This window comes from Duganella sp. CF402 (assembly GCF_900109645.1).
Lineage (GTDB): Bacteria > Pseudomonadota > Gammaproteobacteria > Burkholderiales > Burkholderiaceae_D > Rugamonas.
In genome coordinates this window covers 2,858,752-2,877,684 of sequence record NZ_FOBG01000001.1, presented here as the reverse complement: position 1 = coordinate 2,877,684, position 18,933 = coordinate 2,858,752, and the positions used below count along the sequence as shown (strand labels likewise).

General features: G+C 66.1%; 9 protein-coding genes. 8 read left to right on the top strand and 1 reads right to left on the bottom strand.

The window, feature by feature from the left end; all coding sequences use genetic code 11:
• Positions 1-25: 25 nt before the first annotated feature.
• The 8 genes from BMZ70_RS12875 to flgL all read left to right on the top strand — a co-directional run bounded on the left by BMZ70_RS12875 (position 26) and on the right by flgL (position 9,246).
• A complete protein-coding gene (locus BMZ70_RS12875; RefSeq protein ID WP_092274610.1) occupies positions 26-1,585 on the top strand; it encodes a flagellar hook protein FlgE in 1,560 nt (519 codons plus the stop codon).
• A gap of 13 nt (positions 1,586-1,598) precedes the next feature.
• Complete coding sequence (gene flgF, locus BMZ70_RS12870) at positions 1,599-2,339, top strand: flagellar basal-body rod protein FlgF (RefSeq protein WP_092274607.1); 741 nt, start codon at positions 1,599-1,601, stop codon at positions 2,337-2,339.
• Between the two features lie 68 nt (positions 2,340-2,407).
• On the top strand, positions 2,408-3,199 hold the full coding sequence (gene flgG / locus BMZ70_RS12865) for a flagellar basal-body rod protein FlgG (RefSeq protein WP_092274604.1): 792 nt from the start codon (positions 2,408-2,410) through the stop codon (positions 3,197-3,199).
• A gap of 10 nt (positions 3,200-3,209) precedes the next feature.
• A complete protein-coding gene (locus tag BMZ70_RS12860; RefSeq protein ID WP_092274601.1) occupies positions 3,210-3,863 on the top strand; it encodes a flagellar basal body L-ring protein FlgH in 654 nt (217 codons plus the stop codon).
• Positions 3,864-3,868: 5 nt separating this feature from the next.
• Positions 3,869-4,993 carry a flagellar basal body P-ring protein FlgI gene (locus tag BMZ70_RS12855; RefSeq protein WP_092274598.1) on the top strand — a complete coding sequence of 375 codons (1,125 nt, stop codon included), beginning with the start codon at positions 3,869-3,871 and terminating at the stop codon, positions 4,991-4,993.
• An 11-nt stretch (positions 4,994-5,004) separates the two neighbouring features.
• The gene (flgJ, locus tag BMZ70_RS12850; protein WP_092274595.1) at positions 5,005-5,955 is read left to right on the top strand and encodes a flagellar assembly peptidoglycan hydrolase FlgJ; all 951 of its coding nucleotides are present in this window, start codon (positions 5,005-5,007) and stop codon (positions 5,953-5,955) included.
• Between the two features lie 52 nt (positions 5,956-6,007).
• Positions 6,008-7,966 carry a flagellar hook-associated protein FlgK gene (flgK, locus tag BMZ70_RS12845; RefSeq protein WP_092274592.1) on the top strand — a complete coding sequence of 653 codons (1,959 nt, stop codon included), beginning with the start codon at positions 6,008-6,010 and terminating at the stop codon, positions 7,964-7,966.
• Between the two features lie 17 nt (positions 7,967-7,983).
• Positions 7,984-9,246: a flagellar hook-associated protein FlgL gene (gene flgL, locus BMZ70_RS12840; protein ID WP_092274589.1), complete on the top strand. Its 1,263-nt coding sequence runs from the start codon at positions 7,984-7,986 to the stop codon at positions 9,244-9,246.
• A 106-nt stretch (positions 9,247-9,352) separates the two neighbouring features.
• Here flgL and BMZ70_RS12835 read toward each other — a convergent pair whose 3' ends face one another.
• Positions 9,353-18,907: an iron-regulated protein frpC gene (locus BMZ70_RS12835; RefSeq protein ID WP_092274586.1), complete on the bottom strand. Its 9,555-nt coding sequence runs from the start codon at positions 18,905-18,907 to the stop codon at positions 9,353-9,355.
• Between the last annotated feature and the right edge of the window lie 26 nt (positions 18,908-18,933).

Sequence of the window (18,933 nt, the reverse complement as noted above, 5' to 3'; positions counted from 1 at the left end):
ACCACACCTATCATAGGGGAATACCATGTTCCAACAAGGACTGAGCGGCTTGAATGCTGCATCCAAATCGCTGGACGTCATCGGCAATAACATTGCCAACGCCAGCACGGTAGGCTTCAAGGCGTCGCAAGCGCAGTTTGCCGATCTGTACGCCAACTCGCTGAACGGCGTCTCGGGCAATAACGCGGGTATTGGTGTGTCCGTGTCCAAGCTGGCGCAGCAGTTCACCCAGGGGAATATCGAAAGCAGCAGCAATCCGCTGGACGTGGCCATCAATGGCGGCGGTTTCTTCCGGCTGGTGGTGAATGGCGCGGTGGAGTATTCGCGCAACGGCCAGTTCCATGAGGACGCCAGCCACACCCTGGTCAACGCCCAGGGCGCGGTGCTGACCGGCTACCTGTCCAACACGGCCGGTGTGATCCAGCTGGGGGCGCCGGTGCCGCTGACGCTGGACAAGTCCGACCTGACGCCGGTGCAAACCACCGAAGCCAACTTCCAGTTGAACCTGAGCTCGGCTGAAAAGGTGCCGGAAACCATCCCGTTCGACGCCAACGATCCGACCAGCTACAACAAGCAGACCGTGCTGAACGTGTACGACTCGCTGGGCACCTCGCACATCATGACGACCTACTACGTCAAGACCGACGCCAACACCTGGGACGTGTACGCCGCCGCCGACAACAAGGAAATCGTCTCGGCCAGCGTGGCCGCCGTGGTGGCCACCGACCAGCCGACCATCGATGCCCGCACCGCCTACAACGACGCCGTGCGCGCCACGCCGCCGGTGCCGGCCGACATCGCCGCAGCCGCCTTCGTTTATGCCCAGGCGGCCCATGACGCGATGTTTGCGGCCGCCAGCACGCCACCGGCTGCCGCCACGCCTGAGCAGCTGGCGGCGCTGGACGCGGCCTTTGCTGCGCTCGATCCGGGCAATACCAGCTCGATCACCGGCAAGAGCCCGGACCAGATCAACGCCTTGCTGGGCGCGGCCATCACCGTGCCTGCGGTCAAGGCCGGCACGCTGATCTTCACCAAGAACGGCGTGCTGGATCCGCAGGCGATGGCCACCTCGACCACCAGCCCGACCACCTTGCCGATCAGTATCACCTTGCCGATCTTCCCGGACACCGGCGCGCAAGTGCCGATGACGGTGGCCACCTCGTTCGACAAGATGACCCAGTACGGCAGCGTCACCAACGACCTGGGCTCGACCCAGAACGGCTACTCGGCCGGTTCGTGGCAGCGCTACTCGATCGACGAGAACGGCATCATCCTGGGCCAGTACAGCAACGGCAAGTCGCGCGCGATGGGCCAGATCGCAATGGCGAACTTCGCCAGCGTCGACGGCCTGACGCCACTGGGCAACAACACGTGGGCGGAAAGCTCGGCCTCCGGTCCGCCAACCGTGGGCGTGCCGAATGCCGGTTCGATGGGGCAGCTGCGTTCGAGCGCGGTGGAAACCTCGAACACCGATCTGACGGCCGAGCTGGTCAACATGATCACCGCGCAGCGCGTCTACCAGGCCAATGCGCAGACCATCAAGACCGAGGACTCGATCCTGCAGACGCTGGTGAACCTGCGTTAATGTGAGGTAAATCATGGACCGTCTCGTCTATACCGCGATGACCGGGGCCCGGCACGTGATGGAGCAGCAAGCCACCGTGTCGAACAACCTGGCCAATGCCACCACCACCGGCTTCCGCGCCCAGCTCGACACCTTCCGTGCCGTGCCGGTGGTGTCGGAAGGCTTGCCGACGCGCGCCTTCGTGGTCGACTCGACGGTCGGTTCGGACTTCCGTACCGGGCCGATCCAGACCACCGGCCGCGCGCTCGACATCGCCATCCGCGACCAGGGCTGGATCGCGGTGCAGTCGGCCGACGGTTCGGAAGCCTACACCCGCAACGGCAGCCTGAAGGTGACCGAAAACGGCATCCTGCAAACCGCCGCAGGGCAGACCGTGATCGGCGACGGCGGCCCGATCACGGTGCCGCCCGATACCAACGTCAGCATCGCCAGCGACGGCACGGTGAGCGTGATCGCCAACGATTTCCAGCCGGGCCCGGCCAACACGCTGGGGCGCATCAAGCTGGTCAATCCGGACACCAAGACCCTGCTGCGCGGCGACGACGGCCTGTTCCGCCAGGCCGACGGCACGCCGGCGCAAGCCGACGCCACCGTGCGCGTGGTCGATGGCGCGGTGGAGGGCAGCAATGTCAACCCGGTGGACTCGATGGTCAACATGATCAGTCTGGCAAGGCAGTTCGAAATGCAAATGAGCCTGATGAAGAACGCCGAGAATAACGCCGCAAAAGCCACCCAGATCCTCGCTTTGAGTTGACGGCCTCTCCCGCATAATGCTTGCATGGGATGAACGGTCATAGTTCATCCGGCATTGGGAGAAGCATCATGATACGTTCGTTATGGATCGCCAAGACTGGCATGGAAGCGCAGCAGACGCAGATGGACGTCACGTCCCACAATCTGGCCAACGTCAGCACCAACGGTTTCAAGAAGTCGCGCGCCGTGTTCGAAGATCTGCTGTACCAGAATATCCGCCAGCCGGGCGCGCAGTCGTCGCAACAGACCAACCTGCCATCCGGCATGCAGCTCGGCACCGGTGTGCGCACCGTCGCTGTCGAGCGCATCCACACCCAGGGCAATCCGCAGTCGACCGGCAATGATAAAGACATCATGGTCAACGGCAGCGGTTTCTTCACCGTGTTGCTGCCGGACGGCACCACCGCCTACACCCGCGACGGCTCGTTCCAGCGCGACAGCAACGGCCAGATGGTGACCTCGGAAGGCTTTGTGCTGCAACCGGCCATCACCATCCCGATCACCGCGCAAGCGATCACCGTGGCGCGCGACGGCACCGTGTCGGTGAATATCGCCGGCACCAACGGCGCCACCACCACCCAGCAGCTGGGCAATCTGCAGCTGGCCACCTTCATCAACCCGACCGGGCTGGAATCCAAGGGCGAAAACCTGTACGTGGAAACCACCGCCTCGGGCGCGCCGCAGCAGAACACGCCGGGCTCGAACGGCACCGGCACCATCCTGCAGGGCTACGTCGAAACCTCCAACGTCAACGTGGTGGAGGAGATGGTGAACATGATCCAGACCCAGCGTGCCTACGAGATCAATTCCAAGGCCATCACCACCTCCGACCAGATGCTGCAAAAGCTGTCGCAGATGTAAGGAAGCCATCATGAAACACGCCACCATTCTCGTTGCCGCACTGGCCCTGAGCGCTTGCCAGAGCACGCCGACCTCCATCGTCAGCGGCCCGATGAGCGCACGCCCGCTGACCACCGAGCAAATGCAGCAAGTGCCCAACAACGGCGCCATCTACCAGCCCGCCGCGTTCCGTCCGGTGTTCGAAGACCGCCGCGCGCGCCACGTGGGCGACGTGCTGACCCTGGTCATCACCGAGCGCACCTCGGCCAACAAGAGCGGCACGGCGACTGGCAACAAGTCGGGCAGCGTCAGCGCCACCATGCCGAAGAAACTGGCCGGCACTTTCGGCAATCCGCTCTCGGTCAGCAGCGAGAACACCTATGCCGACGGCGACACCCAGGCCGCCAGCAATGCCTTCACCGGCACGATGGGCGTGACCGTGGTGGAAGTGCTGGGCAACGGCAACCTGATCGTGGCGGGCGAGAAGCAGATCGGCATGAACAAGGGCACCGAGTACATCCGCTTCTCCGGCATGATCAACCCGGACAGCATCGCCACCGGCAACACCGTGCAGTCGACCGCCGTGGCCGATGCGCGCGTCGAGTACCGCACCGCCAACAAGGTCGACCGCGCCGAGCTGTCGTCGATGGCGTCGCGCTTCTTCCAAAGCTTGCTGCCGTTCTGACTATCATGAAAACTTCGATCAAAGCCGCACTGTTGCTGAGCCTGTCCTTGCTGGCGCCGTTCAGCCAGGCCGAGCGCATCAAGGACCTGGCCAGCATTGCCGGCGTGCGTAACAACCAATTGCTGGGCTACGGCCTGGTGGTCGGCCTCGACGGCTCCGGCGACCAGACCACGCAAACCCCGTTCACCGTGCAAAGCGTGATCTCGATGCTGCAACAGCTGGGCGTCAACCTGCCGCAGGGCGGCTCGCAGCTGCAGCTGAAAAACGTTGCGGCGGTGATGGTGACGGCGACCCTGCCGCCGTTCGCGCAGCCGGGCCAGCAGCTCGACATCACGGTATCGTCGATGGGCAACGCCAAGAGCCTGCGCGGCGGCACGCTGCTGATGACGCCGCTGAAAGGCGCCGACGGCCAGGTGTACGGCATGGCGCAGGGTAACGTGCTGGTGGGCGGCGTCGGCGTGCAAGCCGGCGGCGGCGCTGGCGGCGGTGGCAGCTCGCTGACCGTCAACCACCTGAGCGTCGGCAAGATCTCGGGCGGCGCCACGGTGGAGCGCGCGGTGGCCACCAATCTGGGCGAGGGCAATATGATCAAGCTCGAACTCAACAACGCCGACTTCGCCACTGCCAGCCGTGTGGTGGAAGCCATCAACGACAAGTACGGCGCCGGCATCGCCTACGCGCTCGACAGCCGCGTGATCCGCGTGCAGGCGCCGAGCAGCAGCGACCAGCGCGTGAGCTTCATCGGCACGCTGCAGGACATGAATGTGAATCCGGCCGAGCAGCCTGCCAAGGTCATCATGAACGCGCGCACCGGCTCGGTGGTGATGAACCGCGCGGTCACGCTCGATACGTGCGCCATTTCGCACGGCAACCTGTCAGTATCGGTCAATGCCGATACCCAGGTCAGCCAGCCGAATCCGCTGTCGGGCGGCCGCACCGTGGTCACGCAAAATCCGCAGGTCGGCATCAAGGCCGATGGCGGCAAGGTGATGATGGTCAAGGGCGGCGCCTCGCTGGCCGAGGTGGTCAAGGCGCTCAACGCCATTGGCGCCACGCCGCAGGACTTGCTGTCCATCTTGCAGGCCATGAAGGCCGCCGGTTCGCTGCGCGCCGAACTGGAAATCATCTAAGCGGGGCGATCATGGCCAGCCAGACTTCCACTTCCAACGATTTGAGCGGCAAGTTCGCGCTCGATGTGCGCGACATGGGCAGCCTCAAGCAGTCGGCCCGCGCCGGCAGCCCGGAGGCGCTGAAGACGGCCGCCACCCAGTTTGAAGCCATGTTCGTCAACATGATGTTGAAGAGCATGCGCGACGCCACGCCGCAGGACGGCATGCTCGACAGTTCGCAGACCAAGACCTTCCAGACCATGCTGGACCAGCAGACCAGCCAGAACATCGCCAAGAAAGGCATCGGCCTGGCTGACATGCTGGTGCGCCAGTTGTCGGCCAAGACCGACGCCGCCGCGCTCGGCATTGGCAACGATGGCACGGCGGCCGATGCCGGCGGCGGCAACTTCAACGGCGCCGCCAGCCTGATGGACGCCAAGCTGCAGCGCGCGATCGCGGCGGCCGGCGGCAATGCCGCCACCGCCACCAGCGCCACCGACAGCGCCAACAAGGGCTCGCAAGCGCCGCACGTACGCAGCTTCCAGGAAAAACTGGCGGCGCACGCGGAAGAGGCCAGCAAGGCCACCGGCATTCCGGCCAAATTCATGCTGGGCCAGGCCGCGCTCGAGTCCGGCTGGGGCAAGCGCGAGATCAAGGGCCGCGACGGCACCAACAGCCACAACCTGTTCGGCATCAAGGCCAGCGGCGACTGGAAAGGCAAGGTGGTCGAGGCCACCACCACCGAATACGTCAACGGCAAGGCCCAGACCCGGGTCGAGCGCTTCCGCGCCTACGACAGCTATGCCGACAGCTTCAAGGATTACGCCAAGCTGCTGGCCAGCAATCCGCGTTACGAAAAAGTACTGGCCAGCGCCGGCGACGCCACCAGCTTCGCCAAGGGCCTGCAGAAGGCCGGCTACGCCACCGACCCGAACTACGCCACCAAGCTGGCCAGCATCATCAAGCGTTCGCTGGCCGGGTAATAAAGTTTTGGCACGGCTTGCCGTTACCCTTCACAGATAGAGTAAAAATATTATGTCCAGTCTCCTCAGCATCGGTAAAAGCGGTTTGTTGGCAGCCCAGGTTGGTCTTTCGACCACCGGCAACAACATCACCAATGCCAACTCGGTCGGCTACAACCGGCAGGTCGCCATCCAGGGTGACACCGGCACCCAGTACCAGGGCTTCGGCTATGTCGGCTCCGGCACCGAGGTTGAGGCCGTGCGCCGCTACTACGACAATTTCCTGGCCACCTCGCTGCGCAACGCCGAGTCCAACCAGGCTTCGCTGGACGCCTATAGCGCGCAGATCGGCCAGATCGACAATCTGCTGGCCGACCCCACCGCCGGCCTGTCGCCGGCGCTGCAGGACTTCTTCAACGGCGTGCAGGACGCCACCGCCAGCCCGGCCTCGGCCGCCGCGCGCCAGTCGCTGCTGTCGAACGCGGAATCGCTGGCCTCGCGCTTTCAGGGCATGGCCGCGCGCCTGACCGAGATCGCCTCCGGCGTCAACAACCAGATCAGCTCCAACGTCGGCGAGATCAACGCCTACGCCAAGCAGATCGCCGACATCAACCTGACCATCGCCGGCCTCACCACCAGCCAGGCCGAGCCGAACGACCTGCTCGACAAGCGCGACCAGATGCTGACCGAGCTGAACAAGCTGGTCAAGATCAGCGTCCTGCCTGGCGACAACAATATGCTCAACGTTTCGTTCGGCACCGGCCAGCCGCTGGTGGTGGCCAATAAAGCCTTCCAGCTGGGCACCTCGACCTCGCCGACCGACGTCAGCCGCGTCACGCTGGGCTACGTCACCGACGGCGGCGCCTTCACCGAACTGCCGGACAAGGTGTTCACCGGCGGCCAGCTGGGCGGCCTGATGGAATTCCGCGACGGCCCGATGGACCGCGCGCAAAACTCGCTGGGCCAGGTTGCCGCCGGCCTGGCCACCGCGTTCAACGCCCAGCACGTGCTGGGGCAGGATGAGAACGGCAACCTTGGCACCAACTTCTTCAATCCGATCCAGGCCTATGTCGGCACCAACAGCCGCAATTCGCCAGCCAGCACCGCCGACGTCACGGCGACGGTGACCGACGCCAGCGCGCTGACCGCCAGCGATTACAGCGTCGATTTCGACGGCACCAATTTCAACGTCACGCGCCTGAGCGACGGCAAGATTACGCAGATCAATCCCTACCCGCAGACCACGCCGCAAGTGATCGACGGCGTGGCCTACAGCATCACCGGCACCGGGGCGCAGAACGACAACTTCCTGGTGCGCCCGACCTACAACGCGGCCAAGGACTTTTCGGTAGCCATCAAGGACCGCGACAAGATCGCGCTGGCGGCGCCGATCGCCACCGCCGCGCCGACCACCAACGCCGGCAACGGCAAGATCACGGCCGGCACGGTGGACAGCAACTACCTGCTGCCGGGCAATCAAGTGACCTCCGCCAGCACGCTGACCTATGACAAGGCCAGCAATACCTTCTCCGGCTTCCCGGCCGGGCAGGACGTGACGGTTACAGTCAACGGCACCGCTACCGTGTTCACGGCCGGCACGCCGGTGGACTATACTGACGGCGCCACCATCAGCTTTGGCGGCGTCAGCTTCACCATCAGCGGCGCGCCGGCCGACCAGGACAGCTTCACCGTCGGCCCCAACACCAGCGGCGTGGGCGACAGCCGCAACGGCGCCTTGCTGGCCGGGCTGCAGACCAAGAACATCCTGGACAACGGCAAGGCCACGTTCCAGACCACCTACGCCCAGATGGTCAACTACGTGGGCACCAAGGCGCGCGAAGCGCAGATCAGCGGCACGGCGGCCGACGCCGCCGTCAAGCAAGCGACCAACGCGCAGCAGGGCGTGTCGGGCGTCAACCTCGATGAAGAGGCGGCCAACCTGCTGCGCTACCAGCAAGCGTACCAGGCCAGCGGCAAGGTCATGCAAGTGGCCAGCCAGTTATTCGACACCTTGCTCAGTCTTGGCAATTAAACAGATAGGGTAGCATCATGGTAATGCGCATCAGCACCAGGACCATTTACGACGTCGGCTCGGCGCAGATCACTTCGCTGCAGACGGCCATGTCGCGCACGCAGCAGCAGCTGTCGACCGGCCGCAAGAACCTGACGGCGGCCGACGACCCGATCGCCACCGCGCGCGCGCTGGAAGTGACGCAGTCGCAATCGCTGAACACCCAGCTGGCCACCAACCGCGCCAACGCCAAGGGCGTGCTGTCGACCGAGACCACGGCGCTGGCCAGCGCCACCTCCATCCTGCAGGACATCAAGGACCTGGCGGTGAAAGCCGGCAACGGTTCGTACACGCCATCGGACCGCGAGTCGGTGGCGATCGAGCTGGAAAGCCGGCTGGCCGACCTGCTGGGCATTGCCAACACCGCCGACGGCGTGGGCGGCTATGTGTTCTCGGGCTACAAGTCGACCACGCTGCCGTTCACCAAGACCGCCACCGGCGCCGATTACCAGGGCGACCAGGGCCAGCGTTCGCTGCAGGTCGGCTCGACCCGCACCATCCCGATCACCGATTCCGGCGCCTCCGTGTTCGAAAGCAACCAGACCGGCAACGGCACCTTCGTGACCACGCCGGACCCGGCCAACTACACGCGCGGCGGCAGCGGCATCATCAGCGCCGGCTCGGTCAAGGATGCGACCCTGCTGACCGGCCACCAGTACCAGATCGATTTCCAGGTGGTACCGGAAACGCCGGGCGTGCCCAAGGTGACGACCTACACCGTGACCGACCTGACCACCGGCAACCCGGTGCCGCCGGCGCCGGTGCCGGCCGTGCCGCAAGCCTATGTGAGCGGGCAGAACATCACCTTCGACGGCGTGCAGTTCGACATCAAGGGCGATCCGGCCGATGGCGACAATTTCGCCGTGAATCCATCGACCAAGCAATCGATCTTCACCACGGTGCAGGGCTTCATCGATGCGCTGCGGGCGCCGGGCAGCGGCGCGGCCGGCCAGGCCAGCCTGAACAACAGTCTCAACCAGCTGCAAGTGAATATCGATGCGGCCACCGACAATGTGCTGTCGGTGCAGGCGGCGGTGGGCGCGCGCCTGAAGGAGGTGGATTATCTCGATAGCTCGGGTGACGATCTCGGCCTGCAATATGCGACCACGCTGTCCAGCCTGCAGGACCTCGACTACACGGCGGCGATCTCGCTGTTCACCCAGCAGCAGACCACGCTGACGGCGGCGCAGAAATCGTTCACCACCATGTCCGGCTTGTCGCTGTTCAATTACATCAGCTAAATTCTTTTTTCGCAGCGTTAAAAAAACGGCCAGCTTTTCTGAACTGACCCCGATAAGTTGTCGTCCAACTTATCGGGGTCAGTTCATTTCAGCTGGCCGTTTTGCTTTATTTCGCCGCCAGGATGCCCTGGCTGGTGCTGGCTTGCTTGCGCAGCCAGTCATCGTGCTGGGACGTTGCGCTGCCGGCGAGCGGCGTGCTGGACAGGTATTGCTGCAATTGCTGGCCCAGCGCGGCGGCGTTGCCGGCCAGGCCGCTGCCGGCGCCCGGCTGGGACAGCTGGCCGGCGCCGTTGCTGCCGCTGTCCGCCTGCTGGCCGTAGCTGTTGATGGCCTGCGTCAGCGCGGCGGTGTGGGTGGCCAGGAACCAGACGTCGGCCAGCGCGTGGGTGCTGCCGTCGCTGCTGGTGTAGCTCGATTGCAGCCCGATCCAGTTGCCCTGGTCGATCACGTCGCTGGCTTGCGCCGCCACCGTCAGGCTGGCCACGTTGAGCGAGGCCAGCGTCTTCAGTTCGTCGCTCTGGCTAACGCCGTCCGCGTTGGCGTCCACCCACACGCGCAGGGCGGCGTATTGCGCGTCCTTGCGGTCGACCACGCCGTCGTGGTTGCTGTCGAGCTCGGCCAGCGCGGCAAAGCCGTCGCGGCTGTTGCCGCCGCCGGCGCTGGCGGTGGCGGTGCCGAACAGTTCGCTACCGTCGTTGATCACGCCATCGCCATTGCGGTCCAGTGCCAGCAAGCCGTCGCCCGGTGCAACCCAGCCGGTGTTGACCTTGCTGCCGTCGGCGCGGATGTCGAACTGCACCCCGGCGCCGATGCCGAGCGTGCTGACGCCGTTGCCGTCGAGGTCGAGGATCAGCGGGCTGGCCGTCAGCGCGGCGCGCTGGTCGGTGGACAGCGCCGAGATCTGCAGCGCCGTCAGCGCCGTCACCTGGGTCATGGTCAGCGCCGCCAGTTGCTCGACGCTGAGGAAGCGCAGCACCGCATTGGTCATATTGTGCAGCTGCTGGGTGCTGAAGGTGGCCACCTGCTCAACGCTCAGGCTGGACATCAGCGGCGCCTTGAAGTTATTGATCTGGTCGGTCCTCAGGGCGCCGATGTCGGTCGCATCGAGCGCGCCGACCTGGTCGGTGTTGAACGCGTTCAGGGCGTTGGCGCTCAAGGCGCGGATGTCGGCGGTGCTGAAGGTGTCGATCTGCGACACTTTCAGCCCGACGATCTGGGCCGACACCAGCGCGCCCAGCTGGCGCGTGCTCAGGCTGTCGAACAGGGTCTCGTCCAGCGCGGTGATCTGGTCCGAGGTCAGGTAGGAAATCTGCGCCGTGCCCAGCCCGCTCATGCTGTTGAGGCTATTCAGCTGGCCGGTGGTGAGCGCCTTGACCTGCCCGGCCGTCAGCGCCGGCAGGGCGCGCGTCGACAGGGCGTTGAGCTGCTCCGGCGTCAGCGCCGAGATCTGCGCGGTGGTCAGCTTCGGCAGCTGCACCGAGCTGAGGCCGGCAATCGCGGTCACACTGAGCAGCTGCAGCTGGTCGGTGGTCAGGTAGGCGATGGCCAGGCCGTTGATTTGCTGGGTGGTCAGGCTGCCCACCTGGGCGGTCGACAACTGCGCCACCTGGGCCGACTTCAGCGCCGCCATTTGCGACGAGCGCAGCGAGGTGAAGCTGTCGGCGTCGAGCGCATTGAGCTGGTCCGAGGTCAGCGCCGCCACCTGGTCCGCAGTGAGCGTGCCCAGCGTGCTCAGGGCGTTGAGCTGGTCGGTGCTGAGGGCCTTGATGTCACCGGCGGTGATGCCGGGGATCTGGCTGGTCTTCAGGCCGGCCAGCTGGTCGAGGGTCAGGCCGCTGAATTGCGCCGTGTTCAGCTTGCCCAGCTGGGCGCTGGTGAACGCCTGCACGTCGACCACTTCCATGGCCGCGACCTGGTCCGAATTCAGGCCGGCCAGCGCATCGAGCGACAGCGCGCGGGTTTGCGCGGTACTCAGCGCCACCATCTGGTCGGTGGTGAGGATCGACAGCTGGAGCTTGGTCAGCGCGGCGACCTGCTTGGTCTGCAGCATGCCGATGTGGTCAGCGTCCAGCGATTGCAACTGGTCGCTGGTCAGCGCCGCGATTTGCAGCGTGGTCAGCGGCTGCAGCTTGGTCAGGCCGGCCAGCTGCGTGGTACTGAGCGCCTTGATCTGCGGCTGCGTCATGGCGGCGATCTCGGCGGTGCTGAGTTGGCCCATCTGGTCCGCGCTCAACTGCTGGATCTGCTCGGTGGTGAGTGCGGCGAACTGGCTCGACTTCAGGCCGTTCAGGTCTTCCGGCTCGAGCGCCGCCAGCTGGTCGGAGTTCAGCGCGCGCATGGCGTTGGTGCTGATGGCGCGCCATTGATTCACGCTCAGGGCCTGGATCTGGTGGGTGGTCAGCGAGGTCACCTGCCTGGTCGACAGCGCCGCCACCTGCAGCGTGGTCAGGGCCGCCAGCTGGGTGTCGTCGAAGGCACTCAGGCTATCGCTGCTCAGGCCGGCCACCTGGCGCGTGGCCAGCCAGCCGGCCGGGAACAGCGCCAGCTGGGTGCTGGTCAGGGCGTTGGTCTGGGCGGTGGTCAGCGCGCGCACTTGCTGCGAGCTCAGCGCCAGCAGCTGGGCGTCGGTAATCGACAGCATGTCCTTGGTGCCCAGCGCAACAATCTGCGCCGTGTTCAGCGCCGCCAGGTCGCCGGCCTCGATGGCAGCGAACTGGTCGGTGTTGAGCGCGGCGATGGCGCGGGTGCTGAGGGCGCGCAACTGGCCGCCGCTCAGGTAGACGATCTGGTCGGTGGTCAGCACGCCGATCTGGTTGACACTGAGGCCGGCGATGGCGCCGGTACCGAGCAGGCCGATCTGGCCCAGCGTCAGCGCCAGCACCTGGTCGGTGGTCAGCACCGACACTTGCGCCGAGCGCAGCGCGGCGATGTCGGCCCCTTCGATCGCGGCGATCTGGTCGGTGGTGAGCGCCTGCAGCGCGCGCGTGTTCATGGCCAGCAGGTCGCCGGTGTCGAGCGCGACGATCTGGTCGGTGGTCAGCAACGGCGTCTGCAGATTGGTCAGGGCGGCGATCTGGCGCGTGTTCATGGCCGCGATCTGGCCCGGCGTCAGGCCCGGCAGCTGGTCGGTGGTGAGGGCGCGGATTTGCGCCGTGCTGAAGGCGTTAAAGTAGCTCAGCGCATTCAGCTGGTCGGTGCTCAGCAAGGCGACCTGGGTCGCCTTCAGGCCGGCCAGGCTCTGGCTGCTCAGCGCGGCGACCTGGTCGCTGCTGAGGATTTGCAGCTGGTCGGAATTCAGCGCCTGCAATTGCGACGATTTCAGGAAAGCGAAGTCGACGGCATCGATGAACGGGATGTTGTTGAAGTCCAGTCCGGTCAGGGCCTTGGTGCTGAGGGCGCCCACCTGCTCGCCGCTCAGGTAGGCCAGCTGGTTCTGGTCCAGCACCGCCACCTGGGTCGAGGTCAGGGCCGCGACCTGGCGCGTCGTCAGGGTATCGATCTCGCTTTGCGTCAGCGCCGCAATGCGGTTGGTCGACAGGGCGGCGATCTCGGCGGTGGTGGCGTCGGTCAGGTCCGGCTGGATGGCCGCTTCCTGGTCCGGGTTCAGCACGGCGCGCTGGGCCGCAGTCAGGCTCGCCACCTGCGCCCGGTTCAGGGCGTGCAGCTGGTCGGTGCTCAGCACCATCATCTGGTCGGTGGTCAGCGCGCGCAGCTGCGTCGAGCTCAGGGCGGCAAAGTCCTCGACTTCGATGACCGGCACTTGCAGCACGGTCAGGTGCGACAGCAGGGCGGTGGACAGGGCCCGCACTTGCGCGGTCGACAGCGCAATCAGTTGCGGATCGGTCAGGGCCTCGGCATGGGCGCTGCCCAGCGCCGCCAGCTGGCTGGTCTTCATGGCGGTCAGGGTGCCGACCGCCAGCTGCTGCAGCTGGTCGCTGCTGAGGGCGCGCACCTGGTTGCTGGTGAGGGCGGTGATGCTGCTCAGGGCTTCGAGCTGGGTGTTGTTCAGGTAGCCGATCTGGCGCGTGCTCAGGGCGGCGATTTCCAGGGTGCTCAGGGTGGCGTACTGGGGCAGCGACAGGCCACCCAGCTGGTCGCTGGTGAGGGCGACGATCTGGCGCGAGGTCAGCGCGCGCAGGTCGACGTCTTCCAGCGCATTCAGCTGGTCGGTGGTCAGGGCCGCCACGGCGGCGGTCGCCAGCGAGCGGACTTGCGCGCTGGTCAGGGCCGGGATCTGGTCGGTACTGAGGAACTGGATCTGTACGCTGTTCAGGGCGGCGATCTGCGCGGTTTTCAGGACCGCCACCTGGGCCGGCGTCAGCGCCATGATCTGGTCGGACGACATGCCGGCGATTTGCTTGGTGCCCAAGCCGGCCAGGCTGCCGAGGGCGGCAAACTGCGCGGTGCTCATCACACCGAGCTGGATGGCGGTCAGGGCCGCGATCTCCTGCGAGGTCAGGGCCGACAGCTGGGTCAACGTCAGCGCCACGATCTGGTCGGTCAGCAGCGCCGCCACTTGCGCGGTGGAGAGCGCGGCCAGGTCGGCCAGTTCGATGGAAGCGGTCTGGTCGGTGCTGAGGCGGGTCAGGGCGGCCGTGCCCATGCCGCGCACTTGCTGGGTGGTCAGCGCGACGATCTGGTCGGTGGTCAGCGACTGCAGCTGCGCGCTGTTGAGCGCGGCCAGCTGCGCGGTTTTCAGGGTGGCGATCTGCGCCAGCAGCAGGTTGCTGAGCTGGTCGGTGGTCAGGGCCCGCACCTGGGCCGTGGTCAGCGGCGCCAGCGAGGCCAGACTGTCGAGCTGGTTGGTGCTGAGGGCGGCAATCTGCTTGCTGGTCAGGGCCACCAGCACCTTGGTGCCGATGGCGCCAAACTGGGTGGCGCTGAGCGCCGTCAGCTGGTCGCTATTGAGACTGACGATCTGGTTGCTGCCAAGGGCGGCAATGTCTACTGCCTCGATCGCCTGCACCTGGTCGGTGTTGAGCGCGGCCAGCGTGGCCGGGCTCAGGCTGCGCACCTGCTGGGTGGTCAGCGCGACGATCTGGTCGGTGGTGAGGGCGCCGATCTGGGCGCTGGTGAGGCCGGCGATCTGGTTGGTTTTCAGCGTGGCGATATTGCCCAGGCTGGCGATCTGGTCGGTGGTGAGCGCGCCGATCTGCTTGCTGGTCAGCGGCGCCAGCGTCGACAGCGCGGCCAGCTGGCTGGTACTGAGGGCATGCACTTGCTGGGTGGTCAGGGCAGCGATGACTTGCGTGCCCAGGACGGCAATCTGGGTGTCGAGCAGGTTGGTGATCTGGTCGGTGGTCAGGCCGACGATTTGCCGGGTGGCCAGCGCCTGCACGTCCGCCAGCTCCATCGCTTGCAACTGGTCGGTGTTGAGCGCGCCCAGCTGGCTGCTGCTGAGGGCGCGCACCTGCTGGGTGGTCAGGGCCACGATTTCATTGGTGGTCAGCGCGCCGGCCTGGTCGGTGGTCAGGGCGGCGATCTGGCGCGTGGTCAGGCTGGCCAGCAGGGTCAGCGACAACGACGCGATCTGGTCGGTGGTGAGGGCGGCGATGGCGACGGTCGAGAAGCTGGCCAGCGACGACAGCGCGGCCAGCTGGTCGCTGCTCAGCACGGCTTTCTGGTCCGGCGTCAGGGCGGCGATTTCCTGCGTGGTCAGCACCATGATCTGGTCGGTGCGCAGCGCCTGCACCTGGTCGGTGGTGAGGGCGGCGATCTGGCGCGTGCTCATGGCCACCAGGCCGGACGCCGTCAGGGCGCCGATCTGGTCGGTGGTCAGGGCCTGGATCGCGGTGGTGCCGAGCGCCACCAGCTGGGCGTTGAGCAGGCCGGCAATCTGGCTGGTGGCCAGCGACGCGACCTGGTCGGCCGACAGCGACTGCACCTGGCGCGAGGTCAGCGAGCGCAGGTCGGCCAGGTTCAGGTGCGACAGCTGGTCGGTGTTGAGCGCCTGCAGCTGGCGCGTGCTGAGCGCTGCCAGGGTCAGCAGCGCGTCCAGCTGGGTATCGTTCAGGCTGCCCAGCTGCGCGGCGGTCAGGGCGGCGATTTCCTGGGTGGTCAGGGCGCGCAGCTGGCCGGTGTTCAGGGCCAGCAGTTGGTCGCTGGTCAGCACCGCTACCTGGCGCGTGCTGAGCGAGGCCAGGTCGTTGTTGCTGAGTGCGGCAATGCGGTCGGTGGCCAGCGCCGACAGCGTGCTGGTGCTCAGGGCGCGCAGCTGGGTGGTGTTGAGCGCCACCATCTGGTCGCTGCTGATGGCGGCGGCCTGGTCCGAGGTCAGGGCGGCAATCTGCGCCGTCAGCAGGGCGGCGAAGTCGGCCGTGCTGAGGGCGCCGACCTGGTCGCTGGTGAGGGCGATGATTTGTTTGGTTGACAGCGGCGCCAGCTGCAGCGCGGCCAGCTGGTCGCTGCTCATCACGGCCAGCTGGTCGACGGTCAGGGCGCGCACTTCGGCGGTGGTGAAGGCGGCCAGCTGGTCGGTGCGCAGCGCCATCACCTGGTCGAGGCTGAGGCGGGCGATTTGCGCGGTGCGCATGGCGCGGATGTCGCGCGTTTCAATCGCGGCAATCGCATCGGTGCTGAGGACGGCAATCGCGGCGGTGCTGAAGGCGGCGATCTGATCGCTGCTGAGGGCGATGATCTGGTCGGTGTTCAGCGACTGCAGCTGGTCGCTGCTGAAGGCGGCCAGCTGGCGCGTGCTCAGGCTGACCAGGTCGCTGGAGTTGAGGGCGCCGACCTGGTCGCTGGTAAGGGCGCGGATCTGGCGCGTGGTCAGCGCCGCCAGCGAGCGCAGGGCGTCGATCTGGTCGCTGCTCAGTGCGGCGATCTGGTCGGTGGTGAGCGCGGTCTCCTGCGCCGTGTCGAGCGCGTAGATCTGCGCGGTCAGCAAGGCCACGATCTGGTCGGTGGTGAGCTTGTTGAGTTGCTGGGTATTCAGCACCGCGACGTCGCGCGTTTCGATCGCTTGCACCTGGTCGGTGCTGAGGGCGGCGATGCCGCTCGAGCTCAGGCCGCGGAACTGGCCGCCACTGAGCGCGACGATCTGGTCGGTGGTCAGCGACAGCACCTGGTCGGCGTTCAGCACGCCGAGCTGGTTGCTGGCCAGCGTGGCCAGGTTGCGCGTGCTCAGCGAGCTGATCTGGTCGGTGGTGAACGCCGCCAGCTGGCGGCTCGACATGCCGGCCAGGGTGTTCATGGCGTTGAGCTGGTCGGTGGTCAGCACGCTGATCTGGTCGGTGCTCAGGGCGCCCACCGCCGCGCTGCTGAGGGCGTTGAACTGGTCGGTCAGCAGCGACGTCAGCTGGTTGGTCGACAGCAGCGCCACCTGGGCCGCGCGCAGCGCACCGATGTCGCGCGTTTCAATCGCGCGGACCTGGTCGGTGGTCAGCGTGTTGAGCATATTGGTGCTCATGTCGGCAAACTGCGACGCGGTCAGGCCGACCAGCTGGTCGCTGGTCAGGGCCTGGACCTGGTCATAGGTCAGCGCCGCCAGCTGGGCGCTGGTCAGGGCGATCACATCGCGGCTTTCGATCGATACCAGCTGGTCAGTGGTCAGGGCCTGGATTTGCGTGGTGGTCAGCGGCACCAGGGTTTTCAGCGCGACGATCTGGTCGGTGCTCAGGGTGGCGATCTGGTCGGCCGTCAACGCTTGCTCGGCGCTGGTGCTGAGCGCGCTGACCTGGTCGGTGCTCAGGGCCGCCACTTGTTCGGTGAGCAGGGAGCGCACCTGATTGGCGGTCAGCACCGCCACATCGCGCGTCTCCAGCGCCTGCATTTGCAGCGTGGTCAGCGCGCTCAGGATGGTGGTGGTCAAGGTGGCTACCTGGGCCGTGCCCAGCGCTGCCAGCTGGTCGCTGGTCAGCGCCTGCACCTGGTCGATATTCAGCGCGGCCAGCTGGGCGCTGGTGAGCAGGGCGATGTCCTTGGTTTCCAGCGCGGCGATCTGGTCGGTCGTCAGCCACACCACCTGGTTGGTGGTCAGCGGCAGCAGGGTCTTGATGGCGATGATCTGGTCGGTGGTCAGCACCGCCAGCTGGTCCGGGCGCAGCGCTTGCGCATCGGCCGTGGTCAGGGCATAGATCTGGTCGGTGGTCAGCGCCTGCAGCTGGTCATAGCTCAGGGCCTGGATCTGGGCCGTATTGAGGACGCGGATATCGCGCGTTTCGATCGCCTTGATCTGGTCGGTGGTGAGCTGGGCGAACACGCTGGTGCTCAGGGTGTTGAACTGGGTGGTGTTCAGCAGCACCACCTGGTCGGTGGTCAGGGACTGGATCTGGTCATAGGTCAGCGCCGCCAGCTGGCTGCTGCTCAGGGCCACCAGGTCCTTGCTTTCCAGCGTGACCAGCTGGTCGGTGGTGAGCGCGGCAAACTGCGCGGTGGTCAGTTTCACCAGGTTTTTCAAGGCCGCCAGCTGGTCGCTGCTGAGGGCGGCAACCTGGTCCGGCAGCAGGGCCGGCAGCATGTCGCTGGCCAGGCTCGCCAGCTGGGCGGTGGTCAGGGCCTGGACCTGGTCGAAGCTCAGGGCGCGCAGCTGGTTGCTGTCCAGGGCCAGGATGTCGCGCGTTTCGATGGCCTGCACCTGGGTGGTGGTCAACTGGGTCAGCAGGCTGGTGGTCAGCGCCGCCACTTGCGCGGTACCGAGGGCGATCAACTGGTCGCTATTGAGCGCCACCACCTGGTCGGCGTTCAGCGCCGCCAGCTGGGCGCTGCTCAGGGCGGCAATGGTCTTGGTCGCCAGCGAGGTGACCTGGTCGGTGGTCAGGCCGCTGATCTGGGCCGAACTGAGCGGCGCCAGCGAGGCGATGGCGACCAGCTGGTCGGTGCTGAGCACGGCCAACTGGTCGGCGCGCAGCGCCGCCACTTCATTGCTGCGCAGGGCATGCGCCTGGTCGGTGCTGAGGCCGGCCAGCTGGACATCGGTCAGGGCGCGGATCTGGCGGCTGCTCAACCAGATCAGGTCGCGCGTTTCCATCGCGCCAAACTGGTCGCTGCTCAGGGCTTGCAGGAAGTCGCTCGACAGCGCGCTCACTTGCAAGGTGCTCAGTTGGGCGATCTGGTCGGTCGTGACCGAGTACAGCTGGGAGGCGCTCAGGGCGTTCAGTTGCTGGGTGGCGATTTGCTGCAACTGGTTCGACACCAGCGACGCGATCTGGTCGCTGCTCATCGCGGTGATGGCGCGGGTGCTGATGGCGCGCAGTTGCGCCGAGCTCATGCTGGTGAGCTGGTCGGTGGTCAGGTTGATGATCTGGTCGGAGCTGATGCTGCTGACCTGGGCCAGCTGCAGCGCGCGCACGTCCTGGGTCTCCAGCGCGGCCAGCTGGGCCGGCGCCAGGATGTTGAGCTGGCGGGAGGTCAGGGCGACGATTTCCTGGGTGGTCAGGGCCACCAGCTGGTCGGTGCTGAGCGTCAGCACCTGGTCGCTGGTCAGCGCGGTAATATTGGCTGGCTTGAAGGCCTGGATCGCGTCTGTGGTCAGGCCGGCGATGCCGGCTAGTCCCAGCGCTGCGATTTGATCGGTGCGCAGGAAGCGTACATTGGCCGTGGTAAGTGCGCCTATCTGATCGGAGGAGAACGCCTGCATGTCCTCGGTGCCCAGCGCTTTGATCTGCGCGGTGGTCCACAAGGCGATTTGGTCAGTGGTAAAGCTCGGTATTTGCGTGCTCATTACAGGTTTCTCCAGGCAAGCTCCCA

Bases quoted from the DNA above. Each gene is read 5' to 3' on its own strand.
- BMZ70_RS12875 (WP_092274610.1), top strand. From the start codon at position 26: ATGTTCCAACAAGGACTGAGCGGCTTGAATGCTGCATCCAAATCGCTG.
- flgF (WP_092274607.1), top strand. From the start codon at position 1,599: ATGGACCGTCTCGTCTATACCGCGATGACCGGGGCCCGGCACGTGATG.
- flgG (WP_092274604.1), top strand. From the start codon at position 2,408: ATGATACGTTCGTTATGGATCGCCAAGACTGGCATGGAAGCGCAGCAG.
- BMZ70_RS12860 (WP_092274601.1), top strand. From the start codon at position 3,210: ATGAAACACGCCACCATTCTCGTTGCCGCACTGGCCCTGAGCGCTTGC.
- BMZ70_RS12855 (WP_092274598.1), top strand. From the start codon at position 3,869: ATGAAAACTTCGATCAAAGCCGCACTGTTGCTGAGCCTGTCCTTGCTG.
- flgJ (WP_092274595.1), top strand. From the start codon at position 5,005: ATGGCCAGCCAGACTTCCACTTCCAACGATTTGAGCGGCAAGTTCGCG.
- flgK (WP_092274592.1), top strand. From the start codon at position 6,008: ATGTCCAGTCTCCTCAGCATCGGTAAAAGCGGTTTGTTGGCAGCCCAG.
- flgL (WP_092274589.1), top strand. From the start codon at position 7,984: ATGGTAATGCGCATCAGCACCAGGACCATTTACGACGTCGGCTCGGCG.
- BMZ70_RS12835 (WP_092274586.1), bottom strand. From the start codon at position 18,907: ATGAGCACGCAAATACCGAGCTTTACCACTGACCAAATCGCCTTGTGG.